Here is a 20,576-nt window from a genome sequence, read left to right as displayed (position 1 = left end):
CTCGCGCCCCATGACCTCACAGCGCAAGGGAGTTCGACGTGCGGCGGCCCGCCTCGCCGCGGTCTGTCTGCTGGCCGCCGGCCTGGTGGGAACCACGCCGGCGGCCGCCGGGACGCCCACGCCGGGCGAGGGTCCGACCGTCGTCCCCGTGCAGACCACCGGACCCGCCGAGCGACGGTTCAACCTGGTGTTCATGGGCGACGGCTACACCGCGGCGGAGATGCCCGCCTTCCGGGCGGACCTGGAACGGCACCTCAACACCCTGTGGTCCGTCGAACCCTTCGCCTCGTACCGTTCGTACATCAACGTGTGGGCGGTGGAGGTCCCCTCGGCGGAGTCCGGCGTGGACTGCGACCCGGGCCTCGGCGCGCCCGCCCGTGACACGGCGCTCGACATGGGCTTCTGGGGCGGCTGCGATCCGGACAGCGTGCAGCGGCTGCTCACCGTCGACGGCCGGAAGGCCGGAGCGCTCGCCGACCTCGTCCCCGGCACCGGCCGCGCCAACCGGCAGATCGTCGCCCTCGCCCACAGCGACACCTACGGCGGCGCGGGCGGGAGCTACGCCACGGCCTCCGGCGGCAACGCGCTCTCCTCCCTCATCACCCCGCACGAGATAGGGCATTCGCTCGGCGGCCTCCAGGACGAGTACGACTACTACGCGCGCGGGGTCCCCGGCGGGGCCTACGAGGGGCCCGAGCCCTCCTCCGTCCACCACACGCTCCTGACGGAGGAGCAGATGCGGGAGCAGCGGGCCAAGTGGTGGCGCTGGCTCGGCGAGGAGAGCGAGTCCGGCGGGGTCATCGGCCGCCACGAGGGCGGGATGTACAGCACGAAGGGCGTGTGGCGCCCGAGCCGGCACTCCCTCATGAAGACCCTCGGCTACGCCTTCGACCAGGTGGAGCGCGAGGTGATGGTCCGGGCGATCTCGGCGAAGGTGGACCTGGTCCAGGACCACACCCCGGACACGGCGCCGATCGGGGCGGACCGCACGGTGTGGGTGGACACCCTGCACCCGGTGGGCGGTGCGCTCTCCGTGACCTGGAAGCTGGACGGGCGGACCCTCGACACCCGTGGCGCCCGCACCGTCGACCTGCGGAGGCTGCGGGTCCCTCCCGGCACGCACACCCTGACGGCGGCGGTCACCGATCCGACGCCCTTCGTCCGCGACCCGGCGGTCCGCGCCTCGGCGGCGCTCACCCGGACCGTCACCTGGACGGTGGACCCCTCGCTGACCACCGTACGGAGTCCGGAGGCGCCCGGCTTCACCGGGCACACCCCGACCGGGCCCCCCGTCGGCGCCCGCGGCGTCGTCCACGCGGACACCACCCACGCGGTGGACGCCACTCCCGCCGTGCGCTGGCGGCTCGACGGCCGACCGGTCGCGACGGCCGGCCGCAACGACCGTGACCTGGACCTGCGTTCGCTGCGGATCACGCCGGGAACGCACGCCCTCACGGCCCGTCTCGCGGGCACCGGCGAGGAGTTGAGCTGGACGGTGGACGCCCGCCCGGCCACCGCCGCGTACGAACTGTCCGAGCCGCTGCGGACGGTACGGCGTCCCGGGCGTCCCGTGGAGTACGTCTACGACGGCGCGTTCACGATGCGGCTGACCGCGCGGGACGACCGGGAGGGCGCCGTGGTGAGCCAGTTCCGGGTGGACGGCGACGGCTGGTACACGTACTACGGCTGGCCGACGGACGCCTCCGCGCCCTTCCGCTTCTCGCCGGGCGGCACCGTGATCGACGGCCTGGTGTACGGGAAGCTGGGCCGGAGCCGAGCGGTGCCGTGGGACGACGCGACCCCGGACCACGGCACGCACACCGTGGAGTACCGGACGATCGACGCGGCCGGCAACATCGGCCGGGCGCGGAGCTTCCTGGTGACGCTGGTGAAGCCGTAGCGGCACGGAGGAGGGGCCCGCCGGCGTCGTCGGCGGGCCCCTCTTCTCCTACGGACCGGGTCAGGGCTTGCGGGCCACCGCGGCCCATCCCGGGATGGGGTCGTCGCCCTGGACCGGGACGGGCTCGCCCAGCTCCGGGTGCCACTCGGCGGTGAGCGAGACTCCGGGCTCGACGAACTCGAGGCCGTCGAAGAACGCGGCCAGCTCGTCGCGCGAGCGGGGGCGCAGGGTCAGCCCGCGCGCCCTGTACAGGGCGGCGGCCTGCGCCGCGCCCTCGGGGTTGAAGTCCCCGGTGACGTGCGAGAGCACCAGGTAGCTGCCCGGCGCGAGCTTCTCGACGAGCTTGGAGACCAGTTCGTACGCGCCGTCCTCGTCCCCCACGAAGTGCAGCAGGGCGAGCATCGACAGGGCGATGGGCTGGTCGAAATCAAGGACCTTTCCGGCCCTTTCGAGGATGACCTCGGGCTCGCGGGCGTCCGCCTGGATGTACTCGGTGGCCCCCTCCGGGGTCGAGCGCAGCAGGGCGGCCGCGTGCGCGAGCACGATCGGGTCGTTGTCGCAGTAGACGATGCGGGACTCCGGCGCGGCCTCCTGCGCGATCTGGTGCAGGTTGGGCTCGGTCGGGATGCCGGTGCCGACGTCCAGGTACTGGCGGACGCCGTGGGCGCTGAGCCAGCGGATGGCGCGGTGCATGAAGGCCCGGTTGACGCGGGCCATGTCCCGGCCCCGGGCGTCGACGGTGAGCAGCTGGCGGGCCATCTCCTCGTCGACCGGGTAGTTGTCCTTGCCGCCCAGGAACCAGTCGTACATGCGCGCCGGATGCGGCTTGCTGGTGTCGATCCGTACGGCTGCGGATTCCTGGGTCATCGGCTCTCCTGGTCGGGATGAACGGGCTGCGCTGCTACAAGAGTTACGCGATGGTAGGGCTGGGACGGAAGGTTCAGGTGAGCAGAAAATCTGCCTGGCCGGATTTGGCGCCCTGGATGAAAGCGGCGATCTCCCCGTGGGTGTAGATGAGCGCTGGTCCTTCAGGGTCTGCGGACTGTCGCACGGCGACCCTGCCGTCGGCCAGCTTCATGGCCTCCACGCAGTTGCCCCCGTTCCCGCCGCTCCAGGGCTTGTGCCAACCCTCGGCACCGAGCTCCGCGGCGGGCATGCCGTTGTATATGCGATCCATTCACAGCTCCTTGCGGAGGTCCCGGAGGATCTCCTTCGTGCGTTGTGCAGTCGCGGCCTGCGCCGCCATGCGGTCCATGACCTCCAGGTGGGATGCCACCTCGGGACGCGCGTCGAGATAGACCGCGCCGGTCAGGTACTCGCTGTAGACCATGTCCGGGAGTTCGGGCATGGCGAAGCGGAAGAGGACGAACGGTCCGTAGGTGCCGGGGTGGTGGCCGGACGCGAACTCCGCGATCTGCAGGGTGACGTTCGGCAGCTCGGACGCTTCGAGCAGCCGGTCGAGCTGGTCGCGCATCACTTCGGGCCCGTCACCGACCGGTCGGCGGAACACCGTCTCGTCCATGATCACCCAGAGCTTCGGGGCGTCGTCCCTGGTCAGCAGGGACTGACGCTCCATCCGCAGGGCTACATGGCGTTCGGTCTCCTCTTCCCTGGCGGCATCGCTGCCGCCACCGACCGCCCCGCTGCGCAGAATGGCGCGGGCGTACTCCTCGGTCTGGAGCAGACCGGGGACGAACTGGGGTTCATAGGCCCGGATGAGGCTGGCCGCCCCCTCCAGGCTGACGTACATGGAGAACCAGCCGGGCAGCACGTCGTGGAACCGCTGCCACCAGCCGGGGAGGTTGGCCTCCTCCGCGAGGGCGACGAAGCCCTCCGCCTCGGAGTCCGTGATCCCGTACTCCTTCAACAGGAGCTGCACGTACGGGATCTTCAGCGCGACCTCGGCGGTCTCCATCCGCCGGACGGTGGCCGGGGCCACCCGGAGGATCTTCGCGGCCTCTTCCCGCTTCATGCCGGCCCGCTCGCGCAGGTCCTGCAGACGCTTTCCGAGGACGACCTGTCCCACTGTCGGGGCGGACCGCGGCTCGCTCACTCTCAGACCTCCCCGACGCGCTGTTTTCGACGAGTGTGCCACGAAGCCGAGCCAGAGAGAACACAGCACTCTGCAATTTTCAGAGTGCCACTTGCCAAGTGTCCGAGTCAGGAGGACAGTGTTCCGGTGAACCAGTACACGCTGCCTCCGTGCGCCACCGCGCCCGGGCGGCAGCGCCGTACGGCAGTCCTGCCCACTGTTGTGAGGAACCGGTCGTGGCTTCTGGTAACGCGCAGCCCTCAGGTCTCATGAGCCTTCGAGCCCCCCGGGTCATGGCCCAGCGCCCGCACCACACCGATCCCGTCCGCCGCTTCGCCTTCGAGCTCCCGGCCCTCACCGGCTCCGTCGCCCGGGCCCGCCGGCTCGCGGAGGAGCGGCTCATCCTCTGGGGCTGCGGCCCCGACATACGCGACACGGTCGCCCTCGTCGTCTCCGAACTCGTCACCAACGCCGTCGTGCACACCGCGAGCGACCGCGTCGTCTGCGAGCTCCGCGAAGGAGAGGACACCCTGCGGATAGCCGTGCGGGACGAGGGCGGCCCCGCCGGCCCCCGGATACGGGACTGCGGCGAGGAGGAACGCGGCCGCGGACTCCTCATCGTCGACGCGCTCTGCACCGCCTGGGGCGCCGACCGCACCGGCCTCGGCACGGCACAGATCGTCTGGGCGGAACTCGCCCACGGCATGGGGGAACCGTGCTGAGGTCGATGGCGATCCGCATGCTCCCGCGGTCCTTCAGGACCCCCGAGGCCGCCTCCGTACCGGTCCCGCGCCGCTCACCGGAACCCCTGCCCGGCCCCCGCGACCGCATCCGGGGCGCGCACCGGCTCGGCGCCACCCGCCTCACCGTGCCCGTCGGACTCCACACCGGGCTCGGCTGCGACGCCGTCGGCGTCCCCGCCCGCTTCGGCTTCAAGGTCCTCTCCCGGCTCCCCGCCAAGGGCTGCGTCTACGCCGACTCCGAGTGGTGGTGGTGGCTCGTCCCCGCCGGCTCCGACCACGACCTCACCTGGCCGCTGCCCGCCTGCTACGCGCCCGGTGCCGAGATCCCGGACCGCGGCCCGCGCCTCATCCACCACCCCGACGGCACCTCTCCCTACACCCCGCCGATCCCCCTCTACCTCCTCGCCTGCCAACTGACGGGAACCACCCCGTCCTGGCCGGCGCCCCCGGTGGGCAGCACGCTCTGACACGCGGAGGCGCTCTGACGCACGGGGGGCGTGACCCCCTAGGCTCGGTGCCATGTTCACCCCGCAGGGCCCCGGCCTCCGCGAACTGACCGTCCAGGCCCTCTCCTCGGTCGAGCGCGGTTACGACCTGCTCGCCGGCAAGTTCGACGCGACCCCCTTCCGCACCTCCGACCGCCTCCTCGACGCGGTCGCCGAGACCCTGGAGGGCCTCGGCCCCTTCGGCCCGGGCCTCGACGTCTGCTGCGGCACCGGCGCCGGCCTCGGCGTGCTCCGCTCGGTCTGCGCGGGCCGGATCACGGGCGTCGACTTCAGTACGGGCATGCTGGCCCGGGCCCGGCAGGCCCACCCGGACGCCGATCTGGTCCGCGCCGACGCCCTGGCCCTCCCCTTCGCCCCGGCCTTCGACCTGGCGGTCAGCTTCGGCGCCTTCGGCCACTTCCTCCCGGCCGCCCAGCGCGCCCTCTTCGCCCAGGTCCACTCGGCCCTGCGCCCCGGCGGCACCTTCGCCTTCCCGCTCCCCGCGCCCCCGCCGGTCGGATCCCGCCTCTACTGGACCCTGTGGGGCTTCGACGCGGCGATGCGCGTCAGGAACGCCCTCTGGCGGCCGCCGTTCGTCATGTACTACCGCACCTTCCGCCTCGCGGACGTCCGCACCCTGCTGGAGGAGTCGGGCTTCGAGGTCACCCTCGTCCCGATCGGATCCCTGGGCCACCGCGAGGACGGCAGCCCGCGGTGCAGGCTGGTGGTGGCGCGGAAGGCGTAGCCGTCGGGTCGGACCTCCTCGACCGCGCGCTCCCCGCGGTGCCGGCGGCGTCCTCGGCGGGGACCCGCTCGTGGCCGCACCGATGAGCGGCGCCACGCCCCTGAGCTCGGGCGACGATCCGCGGACGGGGAACGGGAAAACGGGAAGTGCCGGTCGATACGAGATCGACCGGCACTTCCGCGTGGTGTCCGAGGGGGGACTTGAACCCCCACGCCCGATAAAGGGCACTAGCACCTCAAGCTAGCGCGTCTGCCATTCCGCCACCCGGACCGGGTGATTGCCGTCCCGGGTTTCCCCCGCGGCGACAGAGATAACTCTACCAGGGGTTCGCGGTGCCTTTCACCAGCGTTTCCCATGGTCAACCGGTACCGGGTGGGAGCCCGGCGCCCCCCGACGCCGGCTCCGTGGAGGCCACACTGACGACCGGGACGCGGTCCGGGCCAATCCTTCGGCGGGAGTCCGTCAGGTCGGTTGACCTGGAAGGGGCCGGCGGACCTCGACCAGGCGGGCCGAGACCACCACGTTGCCCGCGTAGCCGCCCTCCTCGGTGAAGGCGCCGCCGCAGGTGATCAGCCGCAGTTCGGGGACGCCCGCGTCCCCGTAGACCCGCTCGGCGGGGAAGCCCTCCTTGGGGACGACCTCCACCCCGTACACGGCGAAGACGGCGGTCCTGCCGTCGCGCCGGACGACCTCCACGCGGTGGCCCTTGCCGAGGGCGCCGAGGTCGTAGAAGACGGCCCGGCCGTTCGGGGTGTCGACGTGGCCGACGACGACGGCGGTGCCGCGCTCGCCGGGGGTGACCGCCCCGGTGAACCAGCCCGCCAACCGGTCGTCCTCGGGCGGCGGCGCCTCGATCCAGCCGTCGGCGTCGAGCCCGACCGCGGTGACGGGCGCGTCGATGCGGACGGCGGGGACGCGGACCCGGACGGGGGGCGAGGCCGGCAGGGCTGCGGGGACGGACACGGGCGCGAGGGCGGCCCGAGTCCCGTCGGGCGCGGCCGCGGCGAGGGGCTGCGGCGGGCCGAGGGCGGTGAACTCCCCCGTGCCGCCGCGCACGAGGTGCACCCCGACGAGGAGGACGACGGCGACGGCGCCCCAGGCACCGCGCCCTCCCGTACCGTCCGAACGCCCCACTTCCGCCCTCCTCCGCCTTCCGCGCGTGCTGGCGCCCCTCCGTCCCGGACCTCGTCACACCGGGGCGGAGGGGCCGTTTCGGGTCCCCCGGGACCGGGCCGTCAGGCGCGGCCGTCGGCGTGGCGGCGGGTCAGCACGACGGCGGCGCCGAGCGCTCCGGCGATGAGCAGGACGCCGGTGACCAGTTCGGTGGCGCCGAGCCCGTCGGCGTCCGCGCCGGAGGCGGCGGTGCCGTAGCCGGCCTTCACGCCCTTGTGGGCGCCGGTGTGCGTGCCGGTGCCGGTCTCGTGCCCGGTGTTCCCGCCGGTGTCGTCCTGGGCGATGGTGAGCTTGGTGGTGCCCCGCTCGCCCTTGCAGTCGAAGGTGATCTCGTACTGGGTGCCGGCCTTGGCGTCGAGGTCCACGGTCGCGGTGCCCGGACGGCCCTCGTTGAGCGTCACGGTCTCGAAGACGGTGGAGGTGACGGTCACGGAGGGCACTTCGCAGCCGTCGGAGGTGAGGGTGACGGTGCCGCCGGGGGCGATCGTCGCGGGGGTGACGGAGAAGCCGAACGACGTGATGTCGTGGTCGCCCTCGTCGGCCGTCGCCAGGGGCGCGACCGTCACGAGGGCGACGGCGCCGAGCAGGGCGGCGGAAGCGGCACGTATCACGCGCATGGCGGTCCTCCAGATCACGGGAGGGCCCGGAGGCGGATCGATTCCGCAGCCGGAAAGGGACGACCCTCACCGCGATCGAAGCTAGGTCCGCCCCCGGCGCGCCGCCACCGGACTCCGCCGAACGGGGCAACGGCGGCAGGACACCCCCTACGGGACGCGGACGACCTGTCCGGCGTAGGAGAGGTTGCCGCCGAAGCCGAAGAGGAGGACCCTGCCGCCGGAGGGGAGCTCGCCGCGTTCGACCAGCTTGGCGAGGGCGAGCGGGATGGAGGCGGCCGAGGTGTTGCCGGAGTCGACGACGTCACGGGCGACGACGGCGTTGACGGCGCCGATCTTCGCGGCGAGCGGTTCGATGATCCGCAGGTTGGCCTGGTGCAGGACGACGCCCGCGAGTTCCTCGGGGGCGATGCCGGAACGCTCGCAGGTCTGCCGGGCGAGGGCGGGCAGCTGCTGCGTGGCCCAGCGGTAGACGGACTGGCCCTCCTGGGCGAAGCGGGGCGGGGTGCCCTCGATGCGGACGGCGTGGCCCATCTCCGGGACCGAGCCCCACAGGACCGGGCCGATGGCGCCCGTGTCGGTCTCGGTGGCCTCGACGATCGCGGCGCCGGCCCCGTCGCCGGTGAGGACGCAGGTGGTGCGGTCGGTCCAGTCGGTGATCTCGGTCATCTTGTCGGCGCCGATGACGAGGGCGCGGCGGGCCGCCCCGGCCCGGACCGCGTGGTCGGCGGTGGCGAGCGCGTGGGTGAAGCCGGCGCAGACCACGTTGAGGTCCATGGTGGCGGGCGACCCCATGCCGAGGCGGGCGGCGACGCGGGCGGCCGTGTTGGGCGAGCGGTCGATCGCGGTGGAGGTGGCGACGAGGACGAGGTCGATGTCGCCGGCGGTGAGGCCCGCGGCGGCGAGGGCCTTGCCGGCCGCGTGGGCGGCGAGCTCGTCGACGGGCTCGTCGGGCCCGGCGACGTGCCGGGTGCGGATGCCGACCCGGCTGAGGATCCACTCGTCGCTCGTGTCGACCAGTTCGGCGATGTCGTGGTTGGTCAGCACCTTGGCGGGCTGGTAGTGCCCGAGCGCGGCGATGCGAGTGCCCGTCATTCTCGGGACCCCCTAGGTGGTTCGTTCGTCGACAGGATTCCCCAGTGTTGTCAGCGACTGATCAGTAACAGGTGACGTAAACCACCAACATTCCCCCCTACCGCTTGGCCGACCGCGACAAGGCCCCGGGCCCGGCACGGCTCCCCGCCCGACCGCGGACGTGCGTTCGACGGAGGGGCGTGGCGGAGAATGGGGGCCGTCAGGGCCTTCCCGGCCTTCCCGCGGAGAGAATCGAGTGCGTCACGATGGGACGGGTCACCGAGCGACGGCGTGTCCTGCGGATCCGGGGCGGTGCGGTCAACACGCGGCCCGACACCCTGGTGGCGGAGGAGCCGCTGGAGATCCGGCTGAACGGGCGCCCGATCGCGATCACCATGCGCACGCCGGGCGACGACTTCGCGCTCGCGGCCGGTTTCCTGGTGAGCGAGGGGGTCCTGGCGGCGGCGTCGGACGTGCGGAACATCGTGTACTGCGCGGGGGCGACGGACGACGGCCGGAACACGTACAACGTGGTGGACGTGCAGCTCGCCCCCGGCGTGGCGGTCCCGGACATCTCGCTGGAGCGGAACGTCTACACGACGTCCTCGTGCGGACTGTGCGGCAAGGCCAGCCTGGACGCGGTCCGCACCACGGCCCGCTTCCCGATCGCCGACGCTCCCCCGCTCCGGATCGCTCCCGGGCTCCTCTCCCTGCTCCCGGAGCGGCTGCGGGCGGCGCAGCGGGTCTTCGACTCGACCGGCGGGCTGCACGCGGCGGCGCTGTTCACGGAGGACGGCGAGCTGCTCGACGTCCGGGAGGACGTGGGCCGGCACAACGCCGTGGACAAGCTGGTCGGGCGGGCGCTGCGGGAGGGGCTGCTGCCGTTGGGGCGGGCCGTGCTGCTGGTGTCGGGACGGGCCTCGTTCGAGCTGGCGCAGAAGGCGGTGATGGCGGGGATCCCGGTGCTCGCCGCGGTGTCCGCGCCGTCCTCGCTCGCCGTGGACCTGGCCGCCGAGACGGGCCTGACCCTGGTCGGCTTCCTGCGCGGACCGGACATGAACGTGTACGCGGGCGAGCACCGGATCGCGCTCTGAGGGCCCTCAGTTCTTCGGCGGGTCGATCATCTGGAGGGCGAGGGCGGCCGGGGGCGGGCTGACGCCGGGGCCGCCGGCCTCGGTCCAGGCGAGGACCTCGTCGAGGCAGTCGTCGTCCGCGCTCCAGCCGATCCAGGCGGCCCTGCCGCCCCGGCGCCGTCCCTCGGTGGAGGGCTGGACGACGAGGACGTCGGCCTGGGCGCAGGGGCCGAGACAGTCACTGGTGCGGACGACCAGCCGGCCCCCGGAGGCCGCGGCGGCCGCCCGGAGGCGGGCCAGCTGGCCCTCGTGGTCCATGCCCGGGTTCTTGCGGGCGTCGCCGCAGCAGCAGCCGCGGCAGACGACCAGGGAGCAGGGGCGGGCCCCGTACCGTATCGGGACCGGGGTCACTCGGGGCCGTCCAGGGTGATCGCGGAGACCGGGGCGACCGTGCCGAGGCGCGGGAAGTCCAGGTCGACGGAGGCGCGGTGCTCGTCGGCGGTGAGGGCGGCCATGGCGTCCTCCGCGAAGACGAGGTCGTAGCCCAGGTCGCAGGCGGCGCGCGCGGTGGACTCGACGCCGAGGTTGGTGGCGATGCCGCCGAGGACCAGGGTGGTGGCGCCGAAGCCGGCGAGCAGCTCGTGGAGTCCGGTGTCTTGGAAGCCGCCGATGGTGCGCTTGACGACGACGGGGTCGCCGTCCCGGACGAGGTCGGGGACGAGCTCGCTGCCGGACGGCTGGGCGTCGACGTTCGGCCGTTCGACGCGGATGTGGACGACGGGCGCGCCGGCGTCCCGGAAGGCGTCGGCGAGCCGGGCGGAGGCGGCGAGGACGTCGGTCCCGGGGCGGGGGGCGAGGGGCAGCGCGACGATGCGTTCCATCAGGTCGACGAGGACGAGCGCGGTGCTGCCGGGATCGAGTGCGGGCATGGGAGCACCGTAGCGGCCCGGATGATCATCCCGGGCGGGTCAGGGGCGTGATCCGGCCGACGGAGAGGGCGTACGGGGACGGGGACGCGACCACGGGGGTGGTCTCCGGGGCGCGACCACCCGGCTTCCGGGGCGCGACCACGGGGCCGCGGCCCGGGGGGCGCGCGGCCGTCGCGCCTCCCGGAAGCGCGGGGCGGGATCAGGCGCCCGGCGCCGGGACCTCCGACGTCCGTACGGCTTCCGCCGGGCGGCCCGGCACGTCGGCGGGCTCCGGGTCGCGGGAGCGGCGCTTCGCGATGGCCGCGCAGACCACCAGCTGCATCTGGTGGAAGAGCATCAGCGGCAGCACGGCGAGGGAGGCCTGCGGGCCGAAGAGGACGCTCGCCATCGGCAGCCCGGCCGCCAGGCTCTTCTTGGAGCCGGCGAACTGGATCGTGATCCGGTCGGCCCGGTCGAAGCCGAGGCGCCCGGCCCCGTACCAGGTCGCGGTCAGCATCACCGCGAGGAGCACGGCCTCGACGGCGAGCAGCAGACCCAGCCGCGCGGGGGTCACCAGGTGCCAGATGCCGGCGGTCATGCCCTGGCTGAAGGCGGTGTACACGACGAGGAGGATCGAGCCCCGGTCGACGTGGCCCAGGACCTTCTTGTGGCGGACCAGGAAGGCCCCCACCCAGCGGCGCAGGAACTGCCCGGCCAGGAACGGCACGAGGAGCTGGAACACGATCTTCAGGAGCGCGTCGGCGGAGAGCCCGCCCGCGCTGTCGCCGAGGAGCAGCGCCGCGAGCAGCGGGGTGAGGACGATGCCCGCGAGCGAGGAGAAGGAGCCCGCGCAGATCGCGGCGGGCACGTTGCCCCGGGCGATCGAGGTGAACGCGATGGAGGACTGGATGGTGGACGGCACCAGGCAGAGGAAGAGGAGGCCGCCGTAGAGCTGCGGGGTGAGGACGCCGGGGACGAGACCGCGCGCGGCGAGCCCGAGGAGCGGGAAGAGCAGGAAGGTGGAGCCGAGGACGGTGAGGTGGAGCCGCCAGTGCTTGAGGCCGTCGAGGGCCTCGCGGGCGGAGAGCCGGGCCCCGTAGAGGAAGAAGAGCAGGGCGACGGCCCCGGTCGACGTGCCCTTCACGACGCTCGCGGTGGTGCCCGAGGCGGGGAGGAGCACGGCGAGGACGACCGTGCCGAGCAGCGCGAGGACGTACCCGTCGACGGGCAGCCAGGACGGCGGGCGGAGGGAACGGCGTGCGGGAGGGGCGGGCGTGCGGGGGGTCATGGGCTCCACTGCTCTGTGCACTGCTGGGGCGGGTCGCGCCCGTCCATCCTGCGCCACGGCCCGGTGATCGGGAATCCCGTACAGCGCTCTGACTGTCATCGTGGTGCGCGATAACGTCGCGGCATGTACGAGCCCGCCCAGTTGCGCACCTTCCTCGCCGTGGCCCAGACGCTGAGCTTCACCCGGGCCGCGGAGCGGCTCGGGCTGCGCCAGTCGACCGTCAGCCAGCACGTGCGGCGCCTGGAGGAGGCGACGGGGCGCCCGCTGTTCGCCCGGGACACGCATCGCGTGGAGCTGACGGAGGACGGCGAGGCGATGCTCGGCTTCGCGCGCACGATCCTCCAGGCGCACGAGCGGGCGGCGGCCTTCTTCGGCGGGACGCGGCTGCGCGGGCGGCTGCGGTTCGGGGCGTCGGAGGACTTCGTGACGACCCGGCTGCCGGAGATCCTGGAGTCCTTCCGGCGCGAGCACCCCGAGGTGGACCTGGAGCTGACGGTCGAACTGTCCGGGACCCTTCAGGCCCGGCTCGCGGCCGGCCGGCTCGATCTGATCCTGGCCAAGCGGCGCGGGGCCGAGAGCGAGGGCCGGCTCGTCTGGGAGGACGCGCTCGTCTGGATCGGGGCGCCGGGACTGCGGCTGGATCCGGACCGTCCGGTGCCGCTGATCCTGTACCCGCCGCCGGGGATCACCCGGGCGCGCGCCCTGGAGGCGCTGGAGGCGCAGGGGCGGGCGTGGCGGATCGCGTGCACGAGCTCCAGCCTGAGCGCGAACGTGGCGGCGGCCCGCGCGGGGCTCGGGGTGATGGCGCACACGCGGGGTCTGGTGCCGCCGGGGCTCGTCCCGGTGCCGGCCCGCGCGGGGCTCCCGGAGCTCGGGGACGTGGGTTTCGTGCTGCGGAAGGGGCGCCGGGGCGGGGAGACCCAGGAGGCGGCGGACGCCCTCGCGGAGGCGATCCTGGCGGGCGGCGACCGCCTGCACCGGCCGCGCTGAGCGGGGGACGGGCCCGGCGGCACCGGTGGCGCCGGGCGGGAGACGGGCCGCGGCACCGGGGGGAGGGCGGCCCGTGGCGCCGAGCGCGCCGGACGGAGACGGGCCGGCACCGGCCGCGCCCGCCGGGGCCGCTCGGTGTGCCCGGGGAGCGGCGAGAAGGCGCCATGGGAGTGCTCCGGGGGCGGGGGCGTGAGCGGCCGGTACAGATTCCGTGGAGATTCACTCCCGGAGGGCGTACCGTCTGGTCGGTAACCGCCCCGGGCCGCCCTCGACCCGACCGCCCCACCCGCCCTGACCTGTACGAACGCGGAATGTCCCGGATTGGTGAAGCTCCTCCCGCCGACGGGTCGGGTGGGGTACCGTCACCCGCGCCGTACGGAGCGCGACAACAGGCTTTTCCAGCCACCGAGCCGTCGAGGAGCAGGTCAGTGCGCGAGTTCACCGTGCCGCCCGTCGAGGCGGCGCCTCAGGTCGGCGGTCTGGCGGACGCCGTGTTCGACCACGCCCTCGCCGACCCCCAACGGATCGCCTTCGGCCGGAAGGGCCCGGACGGCGCGTGGTACGACGTGACGGCCGAGCGGTTCCGGGACGAGGTGGTGGGCCTCGCGAAGGGACTGGTCGCGGAGGGCGTGCGGTTCGGCGACCGGGTCGCGATCATGGCCCGGACCCGGTACGAGTGGACGCTCTTCGACTTCGCCCTGTGGACGCTGGGCGCGCAGCCCGTGCCGGTCTATCCGACCTCCTCCGCCGAGCAGGTCTTCTGGATGCTGCACGACGCCGGGGTCACGGCCTGCGTGGTGGAGCACGAGGACCACGCGATGACGATCGGTTCGGTGATCGACCGGCTGCCCCGGCTCCAACGGCTGTGGCAGCTGGACGCGGACGCGGTGGGCGAGCTGACGGCGGCGGGCGCGGACATCGACGAGGAGGTCGTGCACCGGCACCGGCGGGCGGTGACCCCGGAGACGATCGCGACCGTCATCTACACCTCGGGGACGACCGGCCGCCCCAAGGGCTGTGTGATCACCCACGCGAACCTGATGTTCGAGACGGACATGGTGATGGGCCGCTGGGAGCCGGTGTTCCGCTCCCGGCCCGACGAGCAGGCCTCGACGCTGCTGTTCCTGCCGCTCGCGCACGTCTTCGGGCGGATGGTGGAGGTCGCGGCGGTCCGCGGCGGGGTGAAGCTGGGGCACCAGCCGGTGATGGCGGCGGCCGACCTGCTCCCGGACCTCGTCGCGTTCCGGCCGACCTTCGTCCTGGCCGTGCCGTACGTCTTCGAGAAGGTCTTCCGCGCGGCCCGCCGCAAGGCGGAGAGCGAGGGGAGGGCCGGCCCGTTCGACAAGGCCGTCGAGGTGGCGGTCGCGTACGCGGAGGCGCTGGAGCAGAAGGCCTTCGGGACCGGCCCGGGGCCGTCGGCGGCGCTGCGCGTGCAGCACCAGTTCTTCGAGAGGACGGTGTACGTCAAGGTGCGCGCGGCCCTGGGCGGGCGGGTGCGGCACGCGATGTCGGGCGGCTCGGCCATGGACCGCAGGCAGGGACTGTTCTTCGCGGGCGCGGGCATCACGGTCTTCGAGGGGTACGGCCTCACCGAGTCCTCGGCCGCCGCCACGGCGAACCCGCCCGGACGGACCAAGTACGGCACCGTGGGCCAGCCGGTCCCGGGGACCACGGTCCACATCGCGGAGGACGGCGAGGTGTGGCTGCACGGCGGCCAGGTCTTCTCCGGCTATCTGAACGCCCCGGAGGCGACGGCCGCCGTCCTCAACGACGGCTGGCTGGCCACCGGGGACATCGGCGCCCTCGACGCGGACGGCTATCTGACGATCACCGGGCGGAAGAAGGAGATCCTGGTGACCTCGGGCGGCAAGAGCGTCTCCCCCACCGCGCTCGAGGAGCGGGTGCGGGCGCATCCGCTGATCGCCCAGTGCATCGTGGTCGGCAACGACCGGCCGTACATCGCCGCTCTCGTGACGGTCGACCAGGAGGCGGTGGACCACTGGCTCGCGATGCAGGGGCGCGCGCCGCTCCCCCCGGCCGAGCTGGTGCGCGATCCCGCCCTGGAGACGGAGATCCGGCGCGGGGTGGTGGCGGCGAACACGCTGGTCTCCCAGGCGGAGTCGATCCGGACGTTCCGGATCCTGGCGCATCCGTTCAGCGAGGAGCAGGGACTGCTCACGCCCTCGTTGAAGCTGAAGCGGAAGGCGATCGAACGGGCGTACGCGGCGGAGGTCGCCGCACTGTACGGCTGAACGCGCCGGCCCTCTCCGGAATGCGTACGGCCGCTCGCCCGTTGACCATGGCAGTAGGACCATGACGACGTAAGGATCCATCCCACGTGAGCACGGACAGCAGCGTTCCCTCGGTCATCCTGAACAACGGCGTGCGCATGCCCCAGCTGGGGTTCGGCGTCTGGCAGGTGCCGGACGACGAGGCGACGGCCGCGGTGGCGACGGCCCTGGAGGCCGGCTACCGCTCCATCGACACCGCCGCGATCTACGACAACGAACGGGGCACCGGCCGTGCCGTCGCCCAGTCGGGGATCGCCCGCGAGGAGCTGTTCATCACGACCAAGCTGTGGAACGACGCGCAGGGCCGCGACTCGGCGCTGCGCGCCTTCGACGCCTCCCTCGACAAGCTGGGGCTCGACTACGTCGACCTCTACCTGATCCACTGGCCGGTGCCGGCGAAGGACGCGTACGTCGACACGTACCGGGCGTTCGAGAAGATCCTCGCGGACGGGCGCGCGAAGGCGATCGGCGTCTCGAACTTCCTGCCGGAGCACCTGGAGCGGCTGATCGGCGAGACCTCGGTCGTGCCCGCCGTCAACCAGATCGAGCTGCACCCGCAGCTCCCCCAGCGGGAGTCGCGCGAGCTGCACGCCCGGCACGGCATCGCGACCGAGGCGTGGTCGCCGCTCGGCCAGGGCAGGGGACTCCTGGAGGTCCCGGCGCTCGTGGCGATCGGCCACAAGCACGGGCGGACGCCGGCCCAGGTGGTGCTGCGCTGGCACCTCCAGCTGGGGAACGTGGTGATCCCGAAGTCGGTCACCCCCTCGCGCATCCGCGAGAACATCGACGTCTTCGGCTTCGAGCTGGACGCCGAGGACCTGGCGGCGATCGCCGCCCTCGACGAGAACCGCCGGCTCGGCCCGAACCCGGCGGAGTTCAACGCCGGCGCCTGAAGGAGTCGGAGGGGCCGGGGACGGCGCGCCGCGTCGGCGGCGCGCCGTCTTCTCGGCAGCCGTGTACGGCGCCGCCCCGGCAGCCGTGCACCGCGCCGCCCCGGCGGCGAGCCGCCTCAGTAGCCGTCCGCGCCGAGTTCGGTGATCGAGGCGAAGAGGTGCTCCCACACCTCGGCGCCGGGCGCGCCGGCGGCCAGCGCCCCGGCGTCCACCTCCGCCATCGCCCGGAGGAAGCCCTTCACGCCGTCCTCCCCGGGGTACGGGTCCCAGCAGACGCCCATGTGACGGCGGACGCCCTCCAGGAAGCGGACGAAGGAGTCCAGGTCGCGGACGAGCGGGAAGACGGCGTCGCCTCCGGGCCCGTGACTGCCGTCCGGCTGGCGCAGGCCGACGGCGCCGGTCCCGGGGTGGACGAAGACCTCCCCCGGGTCGCAGTACCCGAGGTCGAACTCCCCGACGCGCAGCAGGCCTTCGGGGCCGGGGGCCAGCAGCTCGTCCGTGAGGGCGAAGGACGTGACGCCGGCCGCCCAGTGGCGGGGCAGCCCGGCCTCGGCGAGCAGCGTCCGGGTCGGGGCGTGCGTGAGGACGGCGGGGAGGTCGGCCGGCGGGACGCGGACGACCCAGGAGGGTCCGAAGACCCCGTCGAGCCGGGCGGCGGTGAGCGGACCGTCGGCGTTCCTCGTGCCGGGCCGGAACCACGGCCCGCCGTCCACCGGTGTCGGGCGGGAGGAATCGGCCCCGCCCGTCGGCCAGTCGGCGAGGGCGGGGTCGTTCTGTTCCACGACGACCACTCCGCGCGCGTCGTGGAAGACGTGGCGGCCGCCGTCCAGCGGGATCGGCTCCTCCCAGGAGTCGGGGTGGCGCAGCGCCCAGGACTCGTCGTCGCCGTCGAACAGCCAGGGCCCGTCCGGTTCGGTCTCCTCGTACGGTTCGACCGTGTCCTCGGCGGGCGCGGGCCGGGGGCCGCCGGTGGCCAGGTCGAACCAGGCGTCCTCGCACCACAGGGCCCGGACCTTCAGGAGCGGGGTGCCGTCGGCCTCGTACGCCTCGACGGAGCGGTCGCCGCTGAGGTTCGGCGCGGCCTCGTGGGCGCCGACCGGCCGCCACCAGGCCCACACCGTCCGCCACGGCAGCCCGGGTTCGGCGGCCGCCACCCGCTCGGCGTACTCCCGGTGGCCGAGGACGGTCGCCGCGAAGTGCAGCCAGGAGGCGAACTCGGCGGACGTCACCGGGGTGCCCCCGAAGACCGCCTCGGCCTGGGTGAACACCTCGCGGCCGACGCCGCCCTGCTCCTGCGGCAGGGCGGCGAGGCGGGCACGGAGCTCGGCGCGGTCGTGGCGCAGGACCCGGGCGGGGTCGTCGAGCAGGGGACGGAGAGCGAGATCGGTCACCGGCCCATCGTGCCGGCCGCACCGGCGGGCGGGGCCGCGGCCGGTGCGGACCGTGGGGGATCAGCCCTTGCGGGCGGTGTGCACGGTGTGGGCGGTGAGGTGGAACAGGTCCGTGCGGTGGTGCAGGGACAGCGCGTCGGCCGGGTCGAGCAACCGGTCGAGCGTCTCCTTGTCGTCGGCGTCGAGCCGGACGGCCAGTCCGTCCCGGAGGCGCTCGTAGTGGGCGAGGACCAGCTCCCGGACGGCCGGGGAGACGGGCGCGGGGACGTCGACGAGGAACGTGCGGGTGCCGGCCGGAGTGAGGCCGGCGCCGGCGAGCAGCGCCCGCCAGTCGTCCGGCTCGTCCTTGGAGCCGGGGAGCTCGGCGCGCATCTCGCCGAACCACTCGGTGTGGGCGGCGTCGAGCCGGGCTTCGAGGCCGGGCCTGCCGATCCCGATGTTCCGGGGCAGGTGCCGCCGGGGCAGGCCGCCCTCGACGAGGACGACGAGGCCGCCGGGGTTCAGGACGCCGGCGAACTCGGCGAGTGCGGCGCTCTGGTCGCCCATGTGGTGCAGGGAGTTGCCCGCCCAGATGAGGTCGGCCTGTCCCAGGGCGGCGATTCCTCCGGGGAGTTCGGCGTGGCGGGTGGAGACCCGGGCGCCGAGGCCGCGTGCCTCGGCGCGGGCCCGGGCCCGGGTGAGGAGTTCGGGGGCGCCGTCGACGGCGACGGCCTCGGCGGCCGGGAAGGCCTCGACGAGCAGGCTGGTCACCACACCGGGGCCGCTGCCGACGTCGAGGATCCGGCGGACGCCCTGCACCGGCGCGAGGGTGCCCAGCCAGGCGGCGGCTTCCGCGTACGCGGGGCTCGCGATCTCGGCCTGCCGCTCCAGGAGCGACGCCATCTCGCTCCAGTCGAGGTGGGTGCTGTCGTGGTGGTCGTGACCGTGCCGGTGGCCGTGGCCGGGGTGGGACGCGTGATGCTGGCTCATGGCTCCAGGGTGCGACGGGACGGCCGCGGGTGCGAGAAACGTTGCCGTTCCGGCAACGGGGTTCCTGTCGGCGCCGGGCCGGTCAGCCGCGGCCCCGGTGCTCCTGCGGGCTGATGCCCCGCACGCGCTTGAAGGCGGCGCTCAGGGCGAACGCGCCGCTGTACCCGACCTGTCGGGCGACGGACTCGACCGTGGCGTCCGTCCGGCGGAGCAGATCGGCGGCGAGCGCGAGCCGCCAGCCGGTGAGGTACGCCATCGGGGGCTCCCCGACGAGTTCGGTGAACCGGCGGGCGAGCGCGGCCCGGGACGCGCCCGACTCCGCGGCGAGCGAGGCGACGGTCCACGGGCGGGCGGGCTCGTTCTGGAGCAGCCGGAGCGCCCGGCCGACCACCGGGTCGGCCATCGCGCGGTACCAGGCGGGGGCCTCGGCTCCCGGCCGGGAGAACCAGGAGCGGACGGCGGCGATGAGCAGCAGGTCGAGGATCCGGTCGAGGACGACGCTCTGGCCGGGTTCGTCGCGGGAGATCTCCTCGTCGAGGAAGGGCATGAGGGGGCAGTTCCACACGTCGGCGGGCAGGTGCGCCAGTCCGGGCAGGGCGTCGAGGAGCCTGCGGCCGACCTCGCCGTCCATCAGGTAGGTGCCGACGAGGACGGTGGTGCCGCCGTCCGGGGCGTTGCCCCAGGTGCGGACGCCGAGGCGCATCGACTGGGCGAGCGGCTCCCCGGAGAGGGTGGTGCAGCCGCCGCCGGGGCCGATCCTGGCGCGGGGCGGGGCGTCGGGGTCGTGGGCGACGGTGTACGGCTCGGGGCCGCGGGCGATGGCGATGTCCCCGGGGCGCAGCAGGACGGCGTCGCCGGTGTCGGGGACGATCCAGGCCTCGCCCCCGGTGACGCACATGAGGCAGACGGGGGCTTCGTCCTCGATGCGCACGGACCACGGCGGCTCCATGATCATGCGCAGCAGGAAGGCGCCCCTGGCGCGTGGCCCGTCGAGGAGTCCGGCGAGTGCGTCCATGAGGCGCAAGGGTAGGGCGTCGACGGGGCGGGGCGAGACGGAGGCGCAGGGCGTCGACGGGGCGGGCGAGACGGAGGCGCAGGCGGACGAGACTGCGGAGCATGGGCGGGCGGGTCCCCGGGCGGGAGTCTTGAGCCATGACGACGCACACGGACGACACCCCGAACACACCGACCACGACGGTCCTGGTGACGAGCGCCACCGGCAAGACCGGGCGGCGCGTGGCCGAACGCCTGACCGCCCGCGGCGCGGCGGTCCGCGCCGGGTCCCGGCGCGGGGCGACGGTCTTCGACTGGGAGGACCCGGAGACCTGGGCGCCGGCGCTGCGGGACGCGGACGCCGCGTACGTGGCCTACTACCCGGACCTGGCCGCCCCCGGCGCGGTCGGGGCGATGGACGCCTTCGGCCGGCTGGCCGTGGAGAACGGCGTACGGCGCCTCACCCTTCTCTCCGGGCGCGGGGAGCCGGCGGCGGTCCTGGCGGAGGAGGCCCTGCGCGCGGCCGCCCCGGGGGCCGAACTCACCGTCGTACGGGCCTCGTTCTTCGCGCAGAACTTCTCCGAGGGGCTGCTCGCGGAGGGAGTCGCCGAGGGCGCGGTCGTCTTTCCCGCCGGGGACGCGGCCGAGCCGTTCATCGACGCGGACGACCTGGCGGACGTCGTCGTGGAGACGCTGACGACGGACGGGCACGCGGGGCGGGTGCACGAGGTGACGGGCCCCCGGCCGGTCGGCTTCGCGGAGGTGGCGGCGGAGATCTCCCGCGCCTCGGGCCGTCCGGTGGTCTACCGGCCGGTGTCCGAGGGCGAGTACGCCGGGCTGCTCACCGGGTTCGGGCTGCCGGTCCCCGAGGCGGAGTGGCTCGCGGCGCTGTTCGCGACGCTCCTCGACGGCCACAACGCCTCGGCGACGGACGGGGTGAAGCGGATCCTGGGCCGCGAGCCGCGCTCCTTCGCCGACTTCGCGGCGGGGGTCTGGGGCGTACGGGGGGCCTGA

General features: G+C 74.1%; 21 protein-coding genes and 1 tRNA gene. 9 read left to right on the top strand and 13 right to left on the bottom strand.

The window, feature by feature from the left end:
- Positions 1-10: 10 nt before the first annotated feature.
- A complete protein-coding gene (locus IE180_RS25825; protein WP_190159341.1) occupies positions 11-1,900 on the top strand; it encodes a M64 family metallopeptidase in 1,890 nt (629 codons plus the stop codon).
- A 60-nt stretch (positions 1,901-1,960) separates the two neighbouring features.
- Here the strand turns inward: IE180_RS25825 and IE180_RS25820 are convergent, their stop codons facing one another.
- The 3 genes from IE180_RS25820 to IE180_RS25810 form a co-directional block, all read right to left on the bottom strand.
- On the bottom strand, positions 1,961-2,767 hold the full coding sequence (locus IE180_RS25820; protein WP_190159340.1) for an SAM-dependent methyltransferase: 807 nt from the start codon (positions 2,765-2,767) through the stop codon (positions 1,961-1,963).
- A gap of 73 nt (positions 2,768-2,840) precedes the next feature.
- The gene (locus tag IE180_RS25815) at positions 2,841-3,077 is read right to left on the bottom strand and encodes a DUF397 domain-containing protein (RefSeq protein WP_015037566.1); all 237 of its coding nucleotides are present in this window, start codon (positions 3,075-3,077) and stop codon (positions 2,841-2,843) included.
- Positions 3,078-3,953 (bottom strand): Sco1979 family transcriptional regulator, encoded by an 876-nt coding sequence (locus IE180_RS25810; protein WP_190159339.1) that lies wholly within the window; start codon positions 3,951-3,953, stop codon positions 3,078-3,080.
- A gap of 272 nt (positions 3,954-4,225) precedes the next feature.
- Between IE180_RS25810 and IE180_RS25805 the strand changes: the two genes are divergently transcribed.
- Genes IE180_RS25805 through IE180_RS25795 form a run of 3 tightly spaced genes read left to right on the top strand, consistent with a single transcriptional unit; the run spans position 4,226 to position 5,905 of the window.
- Positions 4,226-4,654: an ATP-binding protein gene (locus tag IE180_RS25805; protein ID WP_190159443.1), complete on the top strand. Its 429-nt coding sequence runs from the start codon at positions 4,226-4,228 to the stop codon at positions 4,652-4,654.
- The gene (locus IE180_RS25800) at positions 4,648-5,142 is read left to right on the top strand and encodes a hypothetical protein (protein WP_229860873.1); all 495 of its coding nucleotides are present in this window, start codon (positions 4,648-4,650) and stop codon (positions 5,140-5,142) included. The genes IE180_RS25805 and IE180_RS25800 overlap by 7 nt, the downstream gene beginning before the upstream one ends.
- A gap of 52 nt (positions 5,143-5,194) precedes the next feature.
- Positions 5,195-5,905, top strand: coding sequence for a class I SAM-dependent methyltransferase (locus IE180_RS25795; protein ID WP_190159338.1), 711 nt, complete (start codon positions 5,195-5,197; stop codon positions 5,903-5,905).
- A gap of 182 nt (positions 5,906-6,087) precedes the next feature.
- Here the strand turns inward: IE180_RS25795 and IE180_RS25790 are convergent.
- The 4 genes from IE180_RS25790 to IE180_RS25775 form a co-directional block, all read right to left on the bottom strand.
- A tRNA-Leu gene (locus IE180_RS25790) sits at positions 6,088-6,175 on the bottom strand.
- Between the two features lie 192 nt (positions 6,176-6,367).
- Positions 6,368-7,039, bottom strand: a complete 672-nt coding sequence (locus IE180_RS25785) for a class F sortase (protein ID WP_190159337.1) — start codon at positions 7,037-7,039, stop codon at positions 6,368-6,370.
- Between the two features lie 101 nt (positions 7,040-7,140).
- Complete coding sequence (locus tag IE180_RS25780; RefSeq protein WP_190159336.1) at positions 7,141-7,695, bottom strand: hypothetical protein; 555 nt, start codon at positions 7,693-7,695, stop codon at positions 7,141-7,143.
- A gap of 147 nt (positions 7,696-7,842) precedes the next feature.
- Entirely contained in the window at positions 7,843-8,787 is a 945-nt protein-coding gene (locus tag IE180_RS25775; RefSeq protein ID WP_190159335.1) for a beta-ketoacyl-ACP synthase III, read from the bottom strand.
- Positions 8,788-9,032: 245 nt separating this feature from the next.
- Here IE180_RS25775 and fdhD point away from each other — a divergent pair, with 245 nt between their 5' ends.
- Positions 9,033-9,860, top strand: a complete 828-nt coding sequence (gene fdhD, locus IE180_RS25770; protein WP_190159334.1) for a formate dehydrogenase accessory sulfurtransferase FdhD — start codon at positions 9,033-9,035, stop codon at positions 9,858-9,860.
- 6 nt (positions 9,861-9,866) lie between these two features.
- Here the strand turns inward: fdhD and IE180_RS25765 are convergent, their stop codons facing one another.
- From IE180_RS25765 to IE180_RS25755, 3 genes are all read right to left on the bottom strand, one after another.
- Positions 9,867-10,250: a (2Fe-2S) ferredoxin domain-containing protein gene (locus IE180_RS25765; RefSeq protein WP_190159333.1), complete on the bottom strand. Its 384-nt coding sequence runs from the start codon at positions 10,248-10,250 to the stop codon at positions 9,867-9,869.
- Positions 10,247-10,768, bottom strand: a complete 522-nt coding sequence (locus IE180_RS25760) for an isochorismatase family protein (RefSeq protein ID WP_190159332.1) — start codon at positions 10,766-10,768, stop codon at positions 10,247-10,249. Before IE180_RS25760 ends, IE180_RS25765 begins: the two co-directional genes overlap by 4 nt.
- 199 nt (positions 10,769-10,967) lie before the next feature.
- Positions 10,968-12,035 (bottom strand): bile acid:sodium symporter family protein, encoded by a 1,068-nt coding sequence (locus IE180_RS25755; RefSeq protein WP_190159331.1) that lies wholly within the window; start codon positions 12,033-12,035, stop codon positions 10,968-10,970.
- A 123-nt stretch (positions 12,036-12,158) separates the two neighbouring features.
- Here IE180_RS25755 and IE180_RS25750 point away from each other — a divergent pair, with 123 nt between their 5' ends.
- The 3 genes from IE180_RS25750 to IE180_RS25740 all read left to right on the top strand — a co-directional run bounded on the left by IE180_RS25750 (position 12,159) and on the right by IE180_RS25740 (position 16,209).
- Positions 12,159-13,025, top strand: a complete 867-nt coding sequence (locus tag IE180_RS25750) for a LysR substrate-binding domain-containing protein (RefSeq protein ID WP_190159330.1) — start codon at positions 12,159-12,161, stop codon at positions 13,023-13,025.
- A 428-nt stretch (positions 13,026-13,453) separates the two neighbouring features.
- Positions 13,454-15,277: an AMP-dependent synthetase/ligase gene (locus IE180_RS25745; protein ID WP_190159329.1), complete on the top strand. Its 1,824-nt coding sequence runs from the start codon at positions 13,454-13,456 to the stop codon at positions 15,275-15,277.
- Positions 15,278-15,414: 137 nt separating this feature from the next.
- The gene (locus IE180_RS25740) at positions 15,415-16,209 is read left to right on the top strand and encodes an aldo/keto reductase (protein WP_190159442.1); all 795 of its coding nucleotides are present in this window, start codon (positions 15,415-15,417) and stop codon (positions 16,207-16,209) included.
- A 116-nt stretch (positions 16,210-16,325) separates the two neighbouring features.
- Here the strand turns inward: IE180_RS25740 and IE180_RS25735 are convergent, their stop codons facing one another.
- From IE180_RS25735 to IE180_RS25725, 3 genes are all read right to left on the bottom strand, one after another.
- A complete protein-coding gene (locus IE180_RS25735) occupies positions 16,326-17,600 on the bottom strand; it encodes an SUKH-4 family immunity protein (RefSeq protein ID WP_190159328.1) in 1,275 nt (424 codons plus the stop codon).
- A 60-nt stretch (positions 17,601-17,660) separates the two neighbouring features.
- On the bottom strand, positions 17,661-18,569 hold the full coding sequence (locus IE180_RS25730) for a class I SAM-dependent methyltransferase (RefSeq protein ID WP_190159327.1): 909 nt from the start codon (positions 18,567-18,569) through the stop codon (positions 17,661-17,663).
- An 82-nt stretch (positions 18,570-18,651) separates the two neighbouring features.
- Positions 18,652-19,584, bottom strand: a complete 933-nt coding sequence (locus tag IE180_RS25725) for an AraC family transcriptional regulator (RefSeq protein ID WP_190159326.1) — start codon at positions 19,582-19,584, stop codon at positions 18,652-18,654.
- 137 nt (positions 19,585-19,721) lie between these two features.
- Between IE180_RS25725 and IE180_RS25720 the strand changes: the two genes are divergently transcribed.
- The gene (locus IE180_RS25720; protein WP_190159325.1) at positions 19,722-20,576 is read left to right on the top strand and encodes a Rossmann-fold NAD(P)-binding domain-containing protein; all 855 of its coding nucleotides are present in this window, start codon (positions 19,722-19,724) and stop codon (positions 20,574-20,576) included.

This window comes from Streptomyces litmocidini (assembly GCF_014649755.1).
In the GTDB taxonomy this organism is placed as follows: Bacteria; Actinomycetota; Actinomycetes; order Streptomycetales; family Streptomycetaceae; genus Streptomyces; species Streptomyces litmocidini.
Note: the sequence above shows the minus strand (reverse complement) of the source record. Positions and strands in the feature narration are given on the sequence as shown.